This is a genomic window from Cryobacterium sp. 10S3, from assembly GCF_034344045.1.
Lineage (GTDB): Bacteria > Actinomycetota > Actinomycetes > Actinomycetales > Microbacteriaceae > Cryobacterium > Cryobacterium glucosi.
On the sequence record NZ_CP133773.1, the window covers coordinates 3,664,981 to 3,684,071 of the forward strand.

A 19,091-nucleotide genomic window follows, 5' to 3' on the forward strand; every position below is an offset into this window, starting at 1 on the left:
CCGGTCAGGTCGCGCTACCCCGGCAGGGCGTCGCCGACCGCGATCCCGGGCGTCGCCGCCGTGTTGCTCCGTCGTTCCGGACTCTTCCAGGTGCCGCTCGACCGGCCGAAGAACGCCTGCGGGATGGTCCGGAGGCAGATGAACGCGTCGACGATGCGCACGAGCGGGAAGCCGATCCCGAGCACCAGGTAGTGCACCCGCCCGGTCACGATCACGACCAGGATCGTGAGCAGGTAGTCCGGCACCAGCACCCCGATGACGATGGACGCCGGAGGGACGGCCTGCGCGACCGCGATCGACACCGGGTCTGCCGAGACCTCGCCCCAGGCCGCGGCCGCAAGCGACATCAGGAGCAGCGGCAGGAAGATCAGCATCATGATGCTGCTCGTCACGAGTTCGAAGACGTAGAGGGCGAGGGCTCCCCAGAAGGTCCCGAACCGGAAACCGTGCCGGCGGACCGTCTGCCAGAAGCCGAGCGTCCACCGGCGCAGCTGTTTCGTGTAGTCCCGGAAGGTGTCGGGGTCCTGGGTGTACGCGATCGCCGCGAGGGGGTGGAAGGCGATGCGGCCGAGCCTCTTGGCATGCACCTCGAATGTCATGTTGAAGTCCTCGATCGCGAGCCCCGGGGCGGAAATGTCGATGTCGGCGAGGATCCGGCTGCGATACATGCTCGCGAAGCCGGGGACGATCGACACCACGTTCGCGAAGCGGGCGGCCTGGCCGTACTTGAGGAGGAACTGCACGACCACATAGAAGCGTTCGCGGTACGCCACGAGAAAACGGCCGAGCCGGGTCGGCGATGGCGGGTCCGTCACCGTCGCGGCGCGGCCGGCGACGGCGACGACCCCGGGATCATCGAAGTACGGCAGGCCCGTCTCCATGTAGTCGTCCGCGAGCTGCGTGTCCGCGTCGAGCAGCATCACGATCTCAAAGCGTTCGGCAAGCCGGAAGTGCGTGATCGCGGCGACGAGCGCACCGGCCTTGCCGCGGTTGGGCAGGAGCTCGACGACGTTCGCCCCGCTCTCCTCCGCGATCACCGCCGTCGTGTCTTTAGACGCGTCCGAGGCGATGAAGATATTGCCGACGGGCACGAGCCTGGCGGCCGAGCGGATCGTGTTGCGGATCACGAGTTCTTCATTGTGCGCCGCGATCAGCACGGCGACGTCCTTCGGGGTGACGCGGCCGCCTGCTCCGGAGGCCGCCCCGCCAGCGGCCTGCTGTGCGAGCCGGTGGCGCGCACTCCGCGGCCGCTTCCGGAACGCCTGCGCGACAACACGGCCCAGACCGACCGTGCCCCACAGGGCGGTGTTCACCCCGACCACGAGGACGAGCACCACGACCAGGCTCAGCATGTGATTCTCCGTCGACCGGCCGGACGCGGGGTCGCTCCGGTGGTCCGACCGTACACGCGGGACGGGGCGCCCGCGACGGTAGACAGGTGCGGTTAACCACATCCGGGTGCGGGATGCCCACACGATCCCGCAGAGTCCCGGCCATGGCTTGCCCGGATCGCAACATCTGCAGAGACTGGCCGCGGGAACACCACACGCCGCACCTCGCCGAGTCCCGAAACTCCTCGACTGACGGCGGCGCATCCGCGAACCGCACCTAACCACCGAACCGCACCTAACCACACAGACTTACCCGAACAAAGGACCTGGAATGTCAATCGAAATCGTCGACGACTCTTCCCTGCCGCTCACGCACCAGGGCCGCCAGCGCACGAACGCGGACGCCCTGCTCATCCCGGTCATCCCCCGCACCCAGTTCGACTTCGACGTCGCCATCGTGGGCCTCGGATACGTCGGGCTGCCGACGGCGCTGTCCCTGCACGCCGCAGGTCTCCGCGTACTCGGCGTCGACGTGAGCGAACGTCGGCTCGCCGTGATCCGCAGCGGTGAAGCCGACCTCCTCGAGTCAGACCGGGAGCGCCTCGAGACGGCGATGTCGGGCGACGACTTCCAGATCACGGGTGACACCTACCTCCTCGGCGACGCGGCAGCGGTCATCATCTGCGTCCCCACGCCGATCGACGAACACCTCACGCCCGACCTCGAGATCCTCGCGAGCGCGTGCACGATGGTCGTCGACGCCGCCGTTCCCGGCCAGCTCCTGATGCTCACTTCCACGACGTACCCCGGCTGCACCAGGGACCTCCTCGTCACCCCGCTGCTCGTTCGCGGCCTGACCGCAGGCAAGGACATCTTCGTGTCCTTCAGCCCGGAACGCATCGACCCCGGCAACGACCGCTACGCCCACGAGGACGTGCCGCGGGTGGTCGGCGGCGCGACCCCGGCCTGCCAGGCCGCAGGAGCCGCCCTCCTCGGCCGCTATGCCCGCAACATCCACGGTGTCAGCTCCCTCGAGGTCGCCGAGATGAGCAAGCTCCTCGAGAACACCTTCCGGGCGGTGAACATCGCCCTCGCGAACGAATTCGCCGAGGCGTGCCTCGCCCTCGGGCTGTCGGTCATCGAGGTCATCAACGCCGCAGCGACCAAGCCCTACGGTTTCATGCCCTTCTTCCCCGGCGCCGGCGTCGGCGGGCACTGCATCCCGTGCGACCCGCACTACCTGCTCTGGCAGCTCCGCAAGGCTCACGTCGACGCGCCGGTCATCGAACACGCGATGAGCGAGATCGCCGGCCGCCCGCGCCGGGTCCTCGAGCGGGTGCGCGAAACCCTCGCCGACCAGGGCAAGCCTCTCCGCGGCGCACGCGTGCTCGTTGTCGGAGTCTCCTACAAGCCCAACGTCGCCGACCTCCGTGAGTCGCCTGCGCTGGATATCCTCAGCATGCTGGCCGACCAGGGCGCGGACGTCGGGTTCCACGACCCGTTCTTCGGGTCCGTCCGGCTCAGGAACGGCAGGGAGCTCACCGCGACGGTCGACCCGGACGCATTCGGCGCCGACCTCGTGGTCCTGCACACCGACCACGACAACGTCGACTGGGAATGGCTGTCCCCGGAGGTCCTCGTGCTCGACACGACCTACCGTCGCACCGACCTGCCCCGCCGCGTGCAGCTCTGACCCCTTCTTTCCCGGGCGGATGCCGGGGGCCGCTCGGCCCCCGGCATCCGTTGCCCTGCCCACCCCTTCGATCGGAGAACCACCGTGAAATCATTGATCACCGGCGGCGCCGGCTTCATCGGCAGCCACCTCACCGAATACCTGCTGGAGCAGGGTGACGACGTCATCGTGCTCGACAACCTCTCGACGGGTTCGCTCCGCAACCTCGCCAGGGTCAGTGACAACCCCCGGTTGCGGTTCGTCCAGGGCAGCATCCTCGACAGGGCACTCGTCACCGACCTCATCTCCGGGCGTGACCGGGTCTTCCACCTCGCCGCGGCCGTCGGCGTCAAGCTCATCGTCGAGGAGCCCCTGACGAGCCTGCGCACCAACATCCACGGCACCGAGAACGTCCTCGACGCGTGCGTCGCCGCGGGGGCGACCCTGTTGCTCGCGTCGACCAGCGAGGTCTACGGGAAGAACACCGCTGACAGCCTCGACGAGGAGTCCGACCGCATCCTCGGCTCCGCCCTCAAGTCCCGGTGGACGTACGCCGCCGCGAAGGGGATCGATGAGGCGTTCGCGCACGCCTACTGGAGTGAGTTCGGACTCTCGGTTGCCATCGTGCGCCTGTTCAATACGGTCGGGCCGCGGCAGACCGGGCGTTACGGCATGGTCTTTCCCAACCTCGTCGGCCAGGCGCAGCGAGGGGAACCACTCACGGTCTTCGGCGACGGACGACAGACCCGCTGCTTCTCCTACGTCGGCGACATCGTGCCCGCCCTCGTCCGGCTCGCAGAGACTCCGGCCGCGTACGGCCTGGCCGTCAACATGGGCGGCGCCCAGGAGATCTCGATCCTCGGCCTCGCGGAGCGCGTGATCGACGTCCTCGGCTCGACGAGCGACATCAGCCTGATTCCCTACGAGCAGGCGTACGCCCCCGGCTACGAGGACATGCGTCGCCGGGTCCCCAACAACGGCCTCGCGCGGAAGCTCGTCGACTTCGAACCGAGTACCCCGCTCGACGACGTGATCCGGAACGTGGCCGGTGCCGCGGCGGGCGGCGGAAACGCCAACGAGGCCATGGCCCTCGCGGGTTCGCCGCTGCATCCGCACGCCCCCGGCCTCGTCGCCGCCGGCAGCCAGATCCCCGGGCTGCTCTGATGTGCGGGATCATCGCCTGTCGCGCCATCGAACCTGCGCCCGGCTATCTCGTCGCGGGACTCAAACGCCTCGAGTACCGCGGCTACGACTCTGCGGGCATCGCCGTGTCCGCTGAAGACGGCACGACGGCCGTGTTCCGCACGATCTCGCGCGTCGACTCCCTCACCGGGCTTGTCGAGGAGTGGGGCGGCCCCCTGCTCGCAGGCACCGGCATCGGCCACACCCGCTGGGCCACCCACGGCGGCGTGAGCGTTCAGAACGCGCACCCTCACCAGGACTGCGAGGGCCGCCTGAGCGTCGTGCACAACGGCATCCTCGACAACGCGGACCGGCTGCGCGCCGAGCTCGTGCATGCCGGGCACCGGTTCTCTTCCGAGGTCGACAGTGAGGTCATCTGCCACCTCGTCGAGGACCGCCTGCTCGACTCCGACGACCTGCTCGGAGCGGTGAGCGCCGCGGTCGCCCAGCTGACCGGCTCGTGGGCCCTCGTCGTCCTCGACGCACGGACAGGGCGCATGGTCGCCGCCGCACACCGCTCGCCGTTGCTCGCTGCCCGTTCCGCGGCGGGGATCTTCCTCGCGAGCGACATCTCTGCGATCGGCGACTGGGTCGACGAATTCCACATCCTCGCGGACGGCGACGTCGTCGAGGTCACGAACGACCTGGTCTGGACCAACTCCGGGATCCCGGCCGCCGTTCCCCCGGCCATCCCGCGGCCGCCGCGGCCGCAGTTCTCGCTGACCGTCGAGGCCGACGACCACATGGCCGCCGAGATCCGGGAGCAGCCGGAGGCCGCAGCCCGCCTGCTCGACGAGGTCGGCGGCCGGATCGCGACCGGCGAGCTCTGGAACGACCTCGGCCTGCCCCGGTTCGACCGGATGCGGGTGGTCGCGTGCGGGACCTCCCTCAACGCCGGAGAGGTCATCGGTTCCGCACTCAGCCGGCTCGGCGGGCTCGGCCACTCCTCCGTCGTCGCGAGCGAAGCGGCGGGCTCCGTCGTCGAACCGGGAACGCTCACGGTGATGATCAGCCAGTCTGGCGAGACCGCGGACGTGCTCCGGGCCCTCGAGGAGGGACCGGAGGGTTCCCCGGTGCTTGCCCTCGTCAACAACGTGCACTCGACGCTCGGCCGCAAGGTCGACGCCGTCGTGAGTTGCGCGGCCGGGCCGGAAATCGGTGTCGCCGCGACGAAGACGTTCGTCTGCCAGGTCATCGTCGGCACCGGGCTCGTGATCTCGTCGCTCGTCGCGAGCGGCAGGATGGATGTGGCCAGGGCCCACCGGCTCGTCAACGACCTGTACCTGATTCCGGAACAACTCGCGGAGGCCGCAGCCGCCGCGCGGGCGCTGCTTCCTCCCCTCGTCGAGGAGGTGCGGGGCGCCAAGGGGTTCCTGTTCCTCGGGCGGGGCGCCGGTGTCGCATACGCCGCGGAGGGCGCACTCAAGCTCAAGGAGATCACGTATCGCTGGGCGGAGGCCTACCCGGCCGGCGAACTCAAGCACGGTCCGCTCGCGCTCGTCGAGGAGGGCACCCCTGTCGTCGTGATCGACGACGACGATCCCCGGCTGGCCGGGAATATCGCCGAGGTGCGCGCGCGCGGCGGGCGCATCATCACGATCGGCCGGCCGGGCAGCAGCGTCGAAGTCCCGTTGTCGCTCGGAGCACCGTGCGGGCCGCTCGCGGCCGTCGTTCCGCTGCAGATGCTCGCACTCGGCCTCGCCGTCGAGCTCGGCTTCGACGCGGACAAGCCCCGCAACCTCGCCAAGTCGGTCACCGTCGACTGAGCGGGGCGGTGGCGGCCGGCGGCCGGTGCGAGCCGGCCGACGGTCCGCTGGGAAGGTGGTGAAGATGAACCGTGAGCGCGCGAGAGGCCGGGTAGCATCTCAACGCCATCGGCTGCCGAACCGATGTGGACGTTCTGTGTGCTGGAGGAGGGCGAATGCCGGAAGACGATGAGCCAGCGGGCGGGACCCCTCGCCGGCGCGCACTCCTGATCAGTCTCCTCGCGATCGGCCTGACGGTTCTGGCCGTGCTGACGATCGTGGTGTCGACCGCTCCGCGACCCGGCCAGAGCACAGCTCCCCCCTCGGCCAGCCGGTCCCCCGGCACTCCGACACCCAGCGGGAGCCCCGCACCATCCGTGACCCCCGCGCCGTCCGCGAGCGCGGCCCCGACGGCTCCCACGGTCGGGGCGTACCCCTGGCACACCGGGATCGTCTCGACGACGTTCTGGGTCGGCGAGATCTTCGACCCGAACGCCGCGGACGGCAGCCAGGTCTATTCGACGTATGACTCGGGGTGGATGGCGAGCTATGGCGGTTGCGACGGCGTCCGCACGGCGGACGACTGCCAGACCGAGGTGCGGACGGCGGCCAACGACTACTTCCCGACCCAGCTGGCTCCGAAGGAGAACCCGTTCTACCTCGATCTCCCGTTCGACGACCTCAACGACGCCCAGGCGTTCGCGACCCGCGAGAAGGTCGTGCCGTGGGCCGGCCAGTCTGCGTACGCGGGCTCGGCGGGCGATGACACCGTGAGCCTGATGAAGAACAGGTGGGTCCGCATCCGCTCGAACGGCCAGACCTGTTACGGCCAGATCGAGGACGCCGGGCCCGGCCAGTACCACGATGCCGCATACGTGTTCGGTGCGGACGATGCCCGGCCGGCCAACAAGAAGTTCAACGGAGCGGGCATGGACGTCTCCCCGGCCCTGAACGGCTGCCTGCGATTCAGCGACACCAACGGGGAGAACGACACGGTCGACTGGCAGTTCGTCGAGGCGGCCGACGTCCCGCCGGGGCCCTGGACGAAGATCGTCACCACGAGCGGAGTGCGCCCGTAGCACGCGACCCGCGACCCGCGACCGGCGACCGGCTACAGCTTGAGCGAGGCGATCAGGTCTGGAGCGTGGTTGGTGGTGAGGATCACGCGCGAGAAGTCCTCGTCGATGAGGTCGATCACGACGGCCTGGCGGCGGCGCTTGATCGCGAGGAAGTCCTTGCCCCCGTGGAACTTCCAGGTGCCGACCGCGAGCACGAGTGGAACCTCGAGGCCGGGGGCGCGGATCCCGCGGATCCAGATCCACGGGTCGTCCGTGATCGTCACCGAGCGGATGTTGTCCCGTGCGACGACGATGTCCTCGCGGCGGAAGGCGAGCGTCTTCTCGGCCTTCGTCAGGTGTACCTCGAGCCGATCGGGATGAACGCGCAAGGAAGCCATAGGCCTAGTCTGCCCCGTTCGGCCGGTATTCCCGCTGTCGAAACCTCACAATGCAGTAACGCGGAACTGTGCGCTCCGTCAGTCGGGCACGACGGCCGCCGCTGCCGCCTTCGCCGCCGCGGGCAACGCGTCGAGAATCCACTCGATCGCCTGCTCGTCGTGGGCCGCAGAGACGAACCAGGCCTCGAACACCGACGGCGGCAGTGACACCCCGGCGTCGAGCATCGCGTGGAAGAACGGGCCGTACCGGAAGGCCTCCTGGCGCTGCACGGCGGCGTAGTCCCGTGGGGGGTGCGCTGCGGCATCCGCCCCGAACGCGAAGCTGAACAGGTTGCCCGCCCGCTGCACGCTGTGCGCGACACCCTCTGCTGAGAAGGCGGCGGAGACCGCGTTCGAGAGCAGCAGCGCCGTCGCATCGAGCCGCGGATAGACGGTGTCGTCGAGGGCGCGCAGGGTCGCGATGCCCGCTGCGACGGCGACCGGGTTCCCGGACAGGGTTCCGGCCTGGTAGACCGGGCCTGCGGGGGCGAGGTAGTCCATGACGTCGGCACGTCCGCCGAGGGCCGCGACGGGCAGGCCGCCACCGATGACCTTGCCGAACGTGAAGAGGTCGGGGCTGTACGGCTTCGCGGGGGTCTCTCCCGCGTTGTCGAGGCCCCAGTACCCGGCCGGCCCGACCCGGAAGCCGGTGAGCACCTCGTCGATGATGAGCAGCGCACCGTAGTAGTGCGCGAGCTCGGTCAGGGCTGCGTTGAAGCCGGGGTCTGGCGCGACCACGCCCATGTTCGCGGCGGCGGCCTCGGTGATGACGGCGGCGATCCTCCCCGGGTGGGCTTCGAACGCGGCGCGCACGGCCTCGAGGTCGTTGTACGGGAGCACGAGGGTCTGCGCCGCAGTCGCAGCGGTCACACCGGCGGAACCGGGCAGGGCGAGGGTCGCGAGCCCGGAGCCGGCCTGGGCCAGGAGTCCGTCGGAGTGGCCGTGGTAGTGGCCGGCGAACTTGATCAGGAGCTCGCGACCGGTGAAGCCGCGGGCGAGGCGAATGGCGGTCATCGTCGCCTCCGTGCCCGTCGAGACGAGGCGAAGCTTGTCGACGGCCGAGACGCGGCCCTCGATCAGCTCGGCGAGTTCGGTCTCGCCCGGAGTGGACGCACCGAACGACAAGCCGAGTGCTGCAGCGGCCTGGACCGCGTGGACGACCTCGGGGTGCGCGTGGCCGAGGATCGCGGGCCCCCAGGAGCTGACGAGGTCGACGTAGTCGCGGCCGTCTGAGTCGGTGACGTAGGCTCCTGAGGCCTTCACGAGGAACAGCGGGGTGCCGCCGACCGAGCGGAAGGCCCGGACCGGCGAGTTCACGCCGCCGGGGATGGCGCGCTGGGCGCGGGCGAACAGCTCGTCGTTGCGGGTCATCACGGGCGGTTTCCTTCGGTAAGCCAGGCGGCGAGTTCGACGGCCCAGTATGTGAGCACGGCGTCTGCGCCTGCCCGGCGGATGCTGAGCACCGATTCCTCGATCGAACGGCGGCGGTCGATCCAGCCGTGGGCGGCGGCCGCCTCGATCATCGCGTACTCACCGGACACCTGGTATGCCCAGACCGGGACATCACTCACGGCCGCGACGTCTGCGAGCACATCGAGGTAGCTGCCTGCCGGCTTGACCATCACGACGTCCGCGCCCTGTTCGATGTCGAGCAGGGCCTCGCGCACGCCCTCCCTGCGGTTGGCCGGGTCGAGCTGGTAGCTGCGCCGGTCGCCCGTGAGCGTCGACTGCACGGCCTCGCGGAAGGGGCCGTAGAACGCGGAGGCGTACTTCGCCGAATATGCGAGGACGGCGGTGTCCTGGAATCCCGAACCGTCGAGGGCCTCGCGAACGGAGGCGACCTGGCCGTCCATCATGCCGCTGAGCCCGAGCAGCCGGGAACCGGAGGCCGCCTGGATCAGTGCCATCTCGTTGTACCGCTCGAGGGTCGCGTCGTTGTCGACACTGCCGTCGAGCGCGAGCACCCCGCAGTGGCCGTGGTCGGTGAATTCGTCGAGGCACAGGTCGGTCTGCACGACGAGCGCGTCGCCGACCTCGTCTGCGATGGCCCGGGTCGCGACATTGAGGATCCCGAGCGGGTCGGTCGCGCCGGAGCCGATGGCGTCGCGCACATCCGGCACTCCGAAGAGCATCACGCCGCCGATACCTGCTGCGGCGGCCTCGGCTGCGGCCCGGCGCGCACTGTCGATCGAGTGCTGCACCACGCCGGGCATGGAGGTGATGTCCACCGACTCCCGCCCTTCGCGGACGAACATCGGCAACACGAGTTCGGCGGGGTGGATGCGGGTCTCACGGGCGAGCCGGCGGAGCGAGGAACTCGAACGCATCCGTCGAGGCCGAATAACTGGAGTAATCACCCATCCACCCTACCCACGCCAGACGAGACACCACTCGAGCCGCCGCGAAAGCGGGTGAATCGTCGTTCACGCGCGCCCAAACCGACGATTCACCCGCTTTCGCGGGAGGGCGGGAAGGTTGAGGCGCTAGCGGAGTTCGGCGAAGTGCGAGAGGGCCTCGATGAGCGCCTCGGCGCTGGGGGCTTCCGCAACGAGGTCGACGCGGAGTCCGAGGGCCGCGGCGTCCTTGGCGGTGCGCGGACCGATGCAGGCGACGAGGGTCGTCTCGGGGACAGGTCCGAACTGCTCCTGCACCTGTTCTGCGACGCTCCCCGAGGTGACCAGGAGCGCTTGCACCTTGCCGGCCGCGACATCCGCAACGACCCGCGGGTCCACGGGAACGCCGATCGTGCGATAGGCGACGACGGACTCGACCTCGTGGCCGATCCGGCGCAGACCCTCGGTGAGCAGGGGCTTGGCGATCTCGGAGCGCAGGGTGAGGATGCGCAGGGGCACGACACCCTGGGTGGCGGCTTCCCACTCGGCGAGCAGGCCACGGGCGGAGTTGTCCTCGGCGGGGACGAGATCGACGCGATAGCCGGCGGCGATGAGAGCCGCCGCGGTGGTCTCGCCGACGGCGGCGATCCGGGTGCCGGGAGCCACGACGGCGCGGTGCGAGGAGAGCACATCGACGGTCGTCGCGCTCGTGATCGTCATCCAGTCGAAGTCACCGTCCGCGAGGCGTGCGAGCGCCGCGTCGAGCGCGGGGGCGTTGTCGGTCGCGGCGAAGTTGATCATCGGGGCCACGATCGGCTGCGCACCGCGGGAGCGGAGGTCCGCGGCGACGTGGTCACCCCACGGGCCGCCGCGCGGGACGAGGACCCGCCAACCGGCAAGCGGCTTGGTGGGATTGGAGAGGGTCTTGTAGCGCCAGGTCATTTCTTAAGAAGTCACCTTCATGGGGGCAAAATCGGCAGCCCCGCCTTGGATCAGATCACGGGCCACACGCTCGGAGACGTCCTGGGCGGCCTCGACCAGGTGGGTGACGGAATGTGAATCGGGCGTCGCGGCGTGCGAACTCACGATACTTCGGGCACCATCAGGACTGTACACCGTGGCAGTCAGGAACAACAGGCCGTCGTCGATCGCCGCCATCGCGCCGATCGGGGCCGCGCAGCCGGCCTCGAGTCGCGCGAGCACGAGACGCTCCGCGGTCGTGGTGGCCTGGCTCGTCGCATGGTTGATCGCGGCGAGCGCGGTTCCGAGCGGGCGATCAAGCCTGCCCTCCCGCACCTCGATCGCGAGGGAACCCTGGCCGGGCGCGGTCGGCCAGTCGGAGAGCTCGAGGTACTCGCCCTCGACCGCGCTCAGGAGGCCGAGCCTGCTGAGGCCGGCCGCGGCGAGCACAACGGCGTCGAGGTCGCCTGCGGCGACCCTGCCGAGCCGGGTGTCCACGTTGCCGCGGATGTCGACGACGTGCAGGTCCGGCCGGGCCTTCAGAAGCTGGGCGACCCGGCGCGGGGAACCGGTGCCGACCCTGGCGCCCTCCGGAAGGGTCTCGAGGGTCAGTCCGTCCCGGGCGCAGAGCACGTCGCGGGCGTCTGCGCGGCGCGGCGTTGCGCCGACGACGAGGCCGGGGTACAGCGCGGTCGGCAGGTCCTTGAAGGAGTGCACGATCGCGTCGCAGTCGCCGTTCAGCAGGGACTCGCGGAGGGCGCTCGCGAACACGCCCGTCCCGCCGAGGCCGGACAGGGGTTCCTTCGAGGTGTCGCCGTGGGTCGTGATCACGACGAGCTCGACCTCGGTGCCCGCTGCTGCTGCGATCCGGTTGGCGACCGCCTGGGTCTGGGCGAGGGCGAGGGCGCTCCCCCGGGTGCCGATCCTGATCGTGCTCACGGCGCGATCCCGGCGAGAGCTGGCTTGAAGCCGAGGCGCACGTTCTCGCAGCAGCCCGGCCGGCAGACGTCGTACCAGGGTCCGAGCGGGGTCATCGCGGGGCGTTCGGCTGCCGGCGTGTCCTCGAGGCGCTCGACCACGAGGTCGATCAGCCCGCTCACGTATGCAGGGTCGACCCCGGGCGTGGGTACGCGCACCGAGAACAGTCCCTGCTCGTGCGCGGTCTCCGTCGCCTCGTTGTCGAGGTCCCACATGACCTCCATGTGGTCGCTCACGAAACCGAGCGGCACGATCACGACGGCACGGATGCCCCTGGCCGGGAGCAGCCGGATGGCGTCGTTGATGTCTGGCTCGAGCCATGGCATGCTCGGCGGCCCGCTCCGGGACTGGAAGACGAGCTGCCACGGGGTATCGCTCGCCGCGGCATCCGCTGCGGCGACAGCGGTCATCACCGTGTGCGCGACGGCGAGGTGCTGGGCCTCGTATGCGCCGCCCTCACCGAAGCCGCGCTCGGCGGGTCCGCTCTTCGCGGCGTCCGTCGACGGGATCGAGTGCGTCGAGAACAGGACCTCCACCTCGGTGGCGAGGTCGATGCCCGGGATCTGGGCGGCGACATCCGCGAGGCCCTTGCTCACGCCGGCGATGAAGGGGGTGACGAAGCCGGGGTGGTCGAAGAACTGGCGAACCTTGTCGATGTGCACCACGCCGGTCAGGCCCGTGACCTCGAGCGCGGCCGCGAGGTCTTCACGGTACTGGCGGCAGCCGGAGTACGAACTGTATGCGCTTGTGACGATCGCGAGCAGGCGGTCCTGGCCGTTGGCGTGCGCCTCGGCGACGACGTCGCGGAGGTAGGGGTCCCAGTTGCGGTTGCCCCAGAGCACGGGGATGTCGATGCCGCGGCGGTCGAGTTCTGCTTCGAGTGCGGCGCGGAGCACGCGGTTCTGGGCGTTGATCGGGCTGATGCCGCCGAAGTGGCGGTAGTGCGTCGCGACCTCTTCGAGGCGTTCCTCCGGGATGCCGCGGCCGCCCGTGACGTTGCGGAGGAAGGGGATCACGTCGGCCTGTCCCTCGGGTCCCCCGAAGCCGGCCAGGAGGATGGCGTCGTACGCGCTCACTACTGGAGCACCTCGACGAGTTCCGCGGTGGAGATGCGGCGCCCGGTGTAGAACGGGACCTCTTCGCGCACGTGGCGGCGGGCCTCTGTGTTGCGGAGCTCGCGCATGAGGTCGACGAGCTCGGTGAGCTCGTCGCTCTCGATCGGGAGGAGCCATTCGTAGTCGCCGAGGGCGAAGGCGGAGACGGTGTTCGCGATCGCACCGCGGAAGGCGGCACCCTTGCGGCCGTGGTCAGCGAGCATGGCGCTGCGCTCGGCCTCGGGGAGCAGGTACCACTCGTAGCTGCGGACGAACGGGTAGACGGTCAGCCAGGCCTTCGGTTCGACGCCGCGGAGGAAGCCGGGCACGTGGCTCTTGTTGAATTCGGCGTCGCGGTGCACGCCCATCGCGTTCCAGGTCGGCAGCAGGCTCTTGAGGAGCCGGCTGCGGCGCAGCTCCCGGTTCGCCCACTGCAGGGTCTCCGCCTCGGGGGCGTGGGTCCAGATCATCAGGTCGGCATCGGCGCGGAGGCCGGACACGTCGTAGAAGCCGCGGACGGTGACGCCCTCCGCCTCGACGAGTTCGACGATGTCGTCGAGCTCGAGGACCGCGTGCGGTACGTCGCGGCCGTCGAGGTCGTCCGGGTTCGTCGGGTCCTTGCGAAGCACCGCGAAAAGGGTGAAGCCCTGGGGCGATGCCGCACCCGTTGCGTCACCGGTGAGGGTGTCGGCGTCGGGGGCGGGGTGGGAAGAGGTTACTGCCTCTCCGGCAGCCGGCTGAGTCATGAGTACAGTCTCTACTTTTTTGTGACCAGAGCCAAAAGACTCAGCTGGCGCCCGGCTGGGCACGCCCGTCCGGCCGGCCTCAGTCGTCGAGGACGGCCCTGAGCGCGAACCAGACCGCGGCTCCGACCGCGAGGGCGCTGCCGAGGGCGACCCCGAGCAGTGCCGTGGGGTTCTCCTCGCCGAGCTTGTGCAGGCGGCGCCGGGCGAGGCGTTCCTGGTCACGCATCCGCTTCGGGACATTGAGCTTGTACTCGATAGCGTCGAGGGTCAGCGCGAGCTGGGCGCGCGCGGCTGTCGCCTCGGCGCGCAACGCGTGCGTGGACTTCGACGGAGTCGCTGCAGCACCGGTCGTTTTGTCCTGTTCAGTGCTCATAGTCTCCGACTCCCTTGATCGCGTCTGCGTCCCGGCGGATGCTTGCCGCGAGGCCGTCCGGGTCGGCGCGCGTACCGGCTTTCACCCGGTTGACGCCGATCAGCACGAGGATCGCGGCAATGAGGAGCAGGGCGACCGCGACGATGAGCGTCGCGAGCCAGAGCGGCAGCACGAGCGCGAGGGCGATCACGGCGAGCGCGACGAAGACGATGACCGCGAGGAATGCGAACACGCCGGCCACGACGAAGAGGCCGATGCCGACGCCGATGTTCTTCGCCTTGCCCGCCATCTCGGATTTGAAGGCCTCGATCTCGGCGTGGATGAGCGCGGCGATCTGCCCGGGCAGCTCGGAGACGAGGGTGATCAGGGTCTTGCGCGGGCGCGGGCCGAACCCTGCTGCGCGGGCGCTGTCGGTCTGGGTTCCGGTCGCGGCCGGCGATCCGGTCACAGTGAGGGTGCTTCCGATGTGGGCGCGCCCGGGTCGGGGGTGCCGTGGTCAGGGGTCGCCGTCGGGGTGGCCGACGGTGCTGACGCTGCCGGGCGTTTCGTGGGCCAGGACGTGCCGTACCGGGGGCCTGGGCCCGCGGCATCCGTGGCCTTCGCGGTCTTGTCCGTGAGGGTTCCGACGAGCTTCTTGCCGGCGTTGATGAGCGCGGCAGGCACGTCGCCGACCCGCTCGAGGGCGAAGTCGCGGACCTCGGTCACGCGGCGCTGCACGGGGTCGGCGTTCCAGAGGCTCTCGGCAGAGGCCACGATCTGGTCGTAGCGCTTACGTCCGGCACGGGAGCCCAGGACGTAACCGACGAGTCCACCGGTGATAAAAAGAAGCTTTCCCCGCATCTGTCACTCCATTCTTCGTCGTTCACGTACGTCTCAGAGTATCCCGCCTGCGGAAACGGTGGAGGGCAAACTGCCGGACTACTGGGGAGAACGGCTCAGAGAACCAGCGCATCGCGACGGGTCCGGCCGGCGGTCGCGAGGGCATCGGGGATGACGGAGGCGAGCCCGGTTCCGGAGAGCCAGGCCCCGGTGACCTCGAGCCCTTCGAGGGCCGCGACGGCCCGACGCACCTGGTCGACGCGGTCGCGGGCGCCGACGGTCGCCGGCGAGAGGGCGTCGCCCCACCGGGTGCGGTCGAAGCCGAGCACCTGGTCCGCGGAGAGCGGGGTACCGAGGATGGCGGAGGCATCCGCGAGGGCGAGGGAGAGGAGTTCGTCGTCGGTGAGGCGGGCGCTCGGGCTCTTCTGCCCCGCGCGGCCGTAGGACAACCGGAGCACGTGCACGCCGGGACCCGCGGTCTCGGCGACCCAGTCCCATTTCGCGGTGACGTGGGTCAGTGCCTTTGCGGTGATGCCGGGTGCGCCGGCGGCGACGAGGGCCCCGGTGCCGCGCGGATGCGCGTCGAGCTCAGGGGCGGCGAGCACGAGGGTGGCGAGTTCGATCGGGGTCGGTTTCGGCCAGTGCAGGGCGCCGAGCGCCTTCTGCTGAGGTCCGAGCGGCGCGATGAGGGCGAGGGCCTGGGCGCCGGGCGTCGCGAGGATGACGAACCGCGCCGACAGGGTCTCCGGCAGGGTCTCTGGCAGGTCGCCGGATTCGCGCCCCCCTGGCGCGGCGGTAGCTTCGGGGGTATCGGGGCTCTCGGGGCTTTCGGGGGCATCGGACTCTTCGGAGGCTTCCGGCCGGGGCGCGATCGTGACCTGCCAGGGTCCGGCCGTGACGGGGCGGATGTTGGTGACGGCGGCCTCCGTGAACACCTCGACGTCGAAGCGGTCGAGTTCGGCGCGGAGCGCGGTCACGAGGCCGGCCATGCCGCCGCGAAGCCCGGAGACCGCGGAGCCGGCGGGAGCGGCGCTGCGGAGGGAGAGCACGGCGCCGGACAGCGACCCGGTCACGGTGAGGGCGGCGTTGAGGCCGGGAGCGACGACGTCGACTTCGAGATCGTCTGCTGAGGAGGTGTAGACGCCCGCGGTGACCGGCTCGACGAGGCGTTCGAGGACGCGGCGGCCCATCCGCTTGCGGACGAGTTCGCCGAGGCTGTGCTCCCTGCCGATCGTGAGCACGGGCATGAGGCGGTCGAGCCAGGCTCGCAGGGCTCCCGGCCAGCCGATCACGCGGCGCACGTCCTCTGCGAGCGGGGAGCCGGGGATGCCGAGGACGCCAGCCCGGGGCATCGGAACGCTCACCGCGGGTCCGCCAGGACGATCGGATGGCAGGCAGAGCCACGCGCCGGCGGCGTTCGGCTGCACGACCCGGTCGGCGAGACCGAGTCCTTCGATGAATTCGGCCACGGCGTTGCGGCGCACCGCGAAGCTCTCCGCCCCGCTGTCGAGGGTGAGCCCGGCGACCTCGTGGCTCGCGAGCGCGCCGCCGAGGTCGCGTCCAGCCTCGAGCACGGTGACGCTCAGCCCGACCCTGGCGCACTCGCGGGCAGCCGAGAGGCCGGCCACCCCTCCGCCGACGACGACGACGTCACGCACGCCGCTCATCCGCCCGCCCCGCAGCGCTTCGCTCATCGCTCGCCGGCTCAGGACGCGGCCGGCGTGGACGCCGGCTCGCTCGGTGCGGTGGCGGATGCCCCGGGTGCTCCGGTCTCCCCGTGAGCGCCGGCAGTGGCCTCGTGCACGAATGCGACGAGGCGGGTGAGCACGGTCGGGTCGGTCAGCGGCGGGACGCCGTGGCCGAGGTTGAGCACGTGGGCAGGAGCTGTGCGCCCGCGCTCGAGCACGTCGAGGACGTGCGCCTCGAGGACGGGCCACGGCGCGGCGAGGAGCGCGGGGTCGAGGTTGCCCTGCAGGGGGACGTTCCCGCCGAGTCGGCGATTGGCCTCGTCGAGCGGCACCCGGTAGTCGACGCCGACGACGTCCGCGCCGACGGCGTGCATCTCGTGGAGAAGTTCGCCGGTGCCGACGCCGAAGTGCACGACGGGGACGTTGCGCCGGATCGGTGCGTCCGCACCGGGCGCGGTCTCGGCATAGCTGAGATCGCGTACGTGGGCGATCGCAGCAGCCGACGCCGGGGCGACGAACCGGCTGTAGTCGGCGAGGGAGAGCGCACCGGCCCAGGAATCGAAGAGCTGTGCAGCGCTCGCTCCTGCGAGCACCTGGGCGCGCAGGAAGCGGCCGGTCACCTCTGCGGTCCAGTCCATCAGGGAGGCCCAGGCCGCAGGGTCGGCGTGCATCAGGGTGCGCGCGTGGATGTGGTCCTTGGACGGGCCGCCCTCGACGAGGTAGGCCGCGAGGGTGAACGGCGCCCCGGCGAACCCGATCAGCGGGGTCCCGCCGAGCTGGGCGACCGTTCGGGCGACGGCCTTCCGGATCGGGTCGAGGGTGGTCTCGAGCACGGCGGGGTCGAGGGAGACGAGCTCGGCGACGTCGCGGGCGGTGCGGACGGCCTTGCCGAGCACCGGCCCCATCCCGGCGACGATCTCGACGTCGACACCGACGAGCTTGAGCGGGATCACGATGTCGCTGAACAGGATTCCCGCGTCCACCTGGTGCCGGAGCACGGGCTGGAGAGTGATCTCACTGGCCATTTCCGGGTCGAGGCACGCATCGAGCATCCGGGTGCCGACCCGCAGCGACCGGTACTCGGGAAGGGAACGCCCGGCCTGGCGCATGAACCACACGGGGGTGGCCTCCGGGCGGGTGCCCTGGTATGCGCGGATGAGGCGGGAATCGGCGGTGAGTCCGGAGGCGAGGGGGTGTTGAGCGTCGAGGTTCATTTGTGTCAATTCTGTCAAACTTTCAGGAGCCAAGCGCTTTCCGCAGATGATCCACGCCCAGATGGACAAAGTAGACTCACCGAGTGCTGATCTGCCTGTCCGCGAACCACAAGAACTCGAGTTTCGATGTACTCGAGAAGCTGTCCGTCGGCGCGCCCGGCACGGCAGGCGGCATCATCGAGCGTTACCCGAGCCTGTCCGGAGCGGTCATCGTCGCAACCTGCAACCGCTTCGAGGCCTACCTCGACCTCGACGAACCCGACGGCGCCTCCCCCCTCGAGGCCGTACAGGCCGCGATCGCGGGCGTCAGCGCCGGCACCGGCGTCACCGCTGAGGTCCTCCGCGAGACCCTCGACTTCGTGCACGGCAACGGCGTCGCCGAGCACCTGTTCGCGGTGACGAGCGGCCTGGAATCCGTCGTCGTCGGCGAGGGCGAGATCGCAGGCCAGGTGCGCCGCTCCCTCGAGCAGGCCCGCGAGCGCGGCACGACCACCCCCGAACTCGAGCGGCTGTTCCAGCGCGCGTCGCAGACCTCCCGCGGCATCAAGAACCGCACCGGAATCGGCGCGGCCGGGCGGTCACTCGTGCGCCTCGCCCTGCAGCTCGCCGAGACCCGCATCGTGAACTGGGCGAGCACCCGCGTGCTGCTCGTCGGAACCGGCCGTTACGCCGGCGCCGCCCTCGCAGCGCTCCGCGACCTCGGAGTCTCCGACGTGCGGGTCTACTCGCCCACCGGGCGCGCCGTCAAGTTCGCGGGCTCGCATGGCATCACCGCGATCACCGAGTCGGGATTCGCCGTCGAAGCCGATCGTGCCGACCTGATCCTGACCTGCACGACCGTCGAACACCACGTCGTCACGGCCGCACTGCTCCGGGAGGGCGCGGCAGCAACCACGGATGTCGACGCCGGAGCACAGCCGGTCGCTCCGGCCGGCCGACGGCTCATCATCGACCTCGGCCTGCCGCGCAACGTCGCTCCTGACGTCACCGAGGTCCCGGGAGTCGAACTGCTCGACCTCGAGACCATCCGCATCCACGCCCCGCTCGAAGAGCTCAATGCGACGAGCGAGGCCCGCCTGCTCGTCGACCGCGCCGCACGCAAGTTCTCTGCGGTCGCGGAAGAGCAGAGCCTCACCCCAGCGGTCGTCGCGTTGCGCAGCCACGTCTTCGACCTGCTCGATTCAGAGATCGAACGGGCGCGCGCGCACGGCGACGATACCGAACAGACCGAGCGGGCGTTGCGGCATCTCGCGAGCGTCCTGCTGCACACGCCGATGGTGCGCTCACGCGAACTCGCGAGGGCCGGTGAGCAGGCCGCGTTCACCGGCGGCCTCGACGCCCTCTTCGGCATCCGGGTCGAGTCCGGCGCCGGCTCCGTGGCCGAGTCCGCTCCGCCCCTGGATCCGTTCCCCGGATCGGCGCACCGGGCCTCCTGAGCGCTCGCGCGCGGCGTCTCGGCGT

18 protein-coding genes are annotated in these 19,091 nt (G+C 70.3%); 5 read left to right on the forward strand and 13 right to left on the reverse strand.

Annotation, left to right across the window (positions count from 1 at the left end; genetic code table 11):
- Window positions 1–14 precede the first annotated feature (14 nt).
- Window positions 15–1,352, reverse strand: a complete 1,338-nt coding sequence (locus RHM57_RS16990; protein WP_134449193.1) for a glycosyltransferase family 2 protein — start codon at window positions 1,350–1,352, stop codon at window positions 15–17.
- A gap of 310 nt (window positions 1,353–1,662) precedes the next feature.
- On the opposite strand from RHM57_RS16990, the gene RHM57_RS16995 reads away from it, so the two are divergent.
- The 4 genes from RHM57_RS16995 (at window position 1,663) to RHM57_RS17010 (ending at window position 7,009) form a co-directional block, all read left to right on the forward strand.
- A complete protein-coding gene (locus RHM57_RS16995; RefSeq protein WP_134449194.1) occupies window positions 1,663–3,024 on the forward strand; it encodes a nucleotide sugar dehydrogenase in 1,362 nt (453 codons plus the stop codon).
- 84 nt (window positions 3,025–3,108) lie between these two features.
- The gene (locus RHM57_RS17000) at window positions 3,109–4,167 is read left to right on the forward strand and encodes an NAD-dependent epimerase/dehydratase family protein (RefSeq protein ID WP_134562096.1); all 1,059 of its coding nucleotides are present in this window, start codon (window positions 3,109–3,111) and stop codon (window positions 4,165–4,167) included.
- On the forward strand, window positions 4,167–5,951 hold the full coding sequence (gene glmS / locus RHM57_RS17005; RefSeq protein WP_134449196.1) for a glutamine--fructose-6-phosphate transaminase (isomerizing): 1,785 nt from the start codon (window positions 4,167–4,169) through the stop codon (window positions 5,949–5,951). The genes RHM57_RS17000 and glmS overlap by 1 nt, the downstream gene beginning before the upstream one ends.
- A 155-nt stretch (window positions 5,952–6,106) precedes the next feature.
- A complete protein-coding gene (locus RHM57_RS17010) occupies window positions 6,107–7,009 on the forward strand; it encodes a hypothetical protein (RefSeq protein WP_322188898.1) in 903 nt (300 codons plus the stop codon).
- Between the two features lie 32 nt (window positions 7,010–7,041).
- Here the strand turns inward: RHM57_RS17010 and RHM57_RS17015 are convergent, their stop codons facing one another.
- The 12 genes from RHM57_RS17015 to hemE all read right to left on the reverse strand — a co-directional run bounded on the left by RHM57_RS17015 (window position 7,042) and on the right by hemE (window position 17,630).
- Window positions 7,042–7,386, reverse strand: coding sequence for a hypothetical protein (locus tag RHM57_RS17015; RefSeq protein ID WP_134449197.1), 345 nt, complete (start codon window positions 7,384–7,386; stop codon window positions 7,042–7,044).
- Window positions 7,387–7,464: 78 nt separating this feature from the next.
- Window positions 7,465–8,796, reverse strand: coding sequence for a glutamate-1-semialdehyde 2,1-aminomutase (gene hemL, locus RHM57_RS17020; RefSeq protein WP_134562148.1), 1,332 nt, complete (start codon window positions 8,794–8,796; stop codon window positions 7,465–7,467).
- On the reverse strand, window positions 8,796–9,779 hold the full coding sequence (gene hemB / locus RHM57_RS17025; RefSeq protein WP_416173117.1) for a porphobilinogen synthase: 984 nt from the start codon (window positions 9,777–9,779) through the stop codon (window positions 8,796–8,798). The genes hemL and hemB overlap by 1 nt, the downstream gene beginning before the upstream one ends.
- Before the next feature lie 129 nt (window positions 9,780–9,908).
- Complete coding sequence (locus RHM57_RS17030) at window positions 9,909–10,700, reverse strand: uroporphyrinogen-III synthase (RefSeq protein ID WP_134449199.1); 792 nt, start codon at window positions 10,698–10,700, stop codon at window positions 9,909–9,911.
- 3 nt (window positions 10,701–10,703) lie between these two features.
- Window positions 10,704–11,657: a hydroxymethylbilane synthase gene (hemC, locus tag RHM57_RS17035; protein WP_134449200.1), complete on the reverse strand. Its 954-nt coding sequence runs from the start codon at window positions 11,655–11,657 to the stop codon at window positions 10,704–10,706.
- Complete coding sequence (locus tag RHM57_RS17040; protein WP_134560691.1) at window positions 11,654–12,772, reverse strand: ferrochelatase; 1,119 nt, start codon at window positions 12,770–12,772, stop codon at window positions 11,654–11,656. Before RHM57_RS17040 ends, hemC begins: the two co-directional genes overlap by 4 nt.
- Window positions 12,772–13,536, reverse strand: a complete 765-nt coding sequence (gene hemQ / locus RHM57_RS17045; protein WP_134449202.1) for a hydrogen peroxide-dependent heme synthase — start codon at window positions 13,534–13,536, stop codon at window positions 12,772–12,774. The genes RHM57_RS17040 and hemQ overlap by 1 nt, the downstream gene beginning before the upstream one ends.
- 79 nt (window positions 13,537–13,615) lie before the next feature.
- Complete coding sequence (locus tag RHM57_RS17050) at window positions 13,616–13,909, reverse strand: DUF3618 domain-containing protein (protein WP_134449203.1); 294 nt, start codon at window positions 13,907–13,909, stop codon at window positions 13,616–13,618.
- Window positions 13,899–14,357: a phage holin family protein gene (locus tag RHM57_RS17055; RefSeq protein WP_322136922.1), complete on the reverse strand. Its 459-nt coding sequence runs from the start codon at window positions 14,355–14,357 to the stop codon at window positions 13,899–13,901. Before RHM57_RS17055 ends, RHM57_RS17050 begins: the two co-directional genes overlap by 11 nt.
- The gene (locus RHM57_RS17060; RefSeq protein WP_134449205.1) at window positions 14,354–14,749 is read right to left on the reverse strand and encodes a YtxH domain-containing protein; all 396 of its coding nucleotides are present in this window, start codon (window positions 14,747–14,749) and stop codon (window positions 14,354–14,356) included. The genes RHM57_RS17055 and RHM57_RS17060 overlap by 4 nt, the downstream gene beginning before the upstream one ends.
- A gap of 95 nt (window positions 14,750–14,844) precedes the next feature.
- Window positions 14,845–16,422, reverse strand: coding sequence for a protoporphyrinogen/coproporphyrinogen oxidase (locus RHM57_RS17065; RefSeq protein WP_322188903.1), 1,578 nt, complete (start codon window positions 16,420–16,422; stop codon window positions 14,845–14,847).
- Window positions 16,423–16,433: 11 nt separating this feature from the next.
- The gene (hemE, locus tag RHM57_RS17070; protein WP_322188905.1) at window positions 16,434–17,630 is read right to left on the reverse strand and encodes a uroporphyrinogen decarboxylase; all 1,197 of its coding nucleotides are present in this window, start codon (window positions 17,628–17,630) and stop codon (window positions 16,434–16,436) included.
- 83 nt (window positions 17,631–17,713) lie between these two features.
- Between hemE and RHM57_RS17075 the strand changes: the two genes are divergently transcribed.
- Window positions 17,714–19,066, forward strand: a complete 1,353-nt coding sequence (locus RHM57_RS17075) for a glutamyl-tRNA reductase (protein ID WP_322188907.1) — start codon at window positions 17,714–17,716, stop codon at window positions 19,064–19,066.
- The last annotated feature ends 25 nt before the right edge of the window (window positions 19,067–19,091 follow it).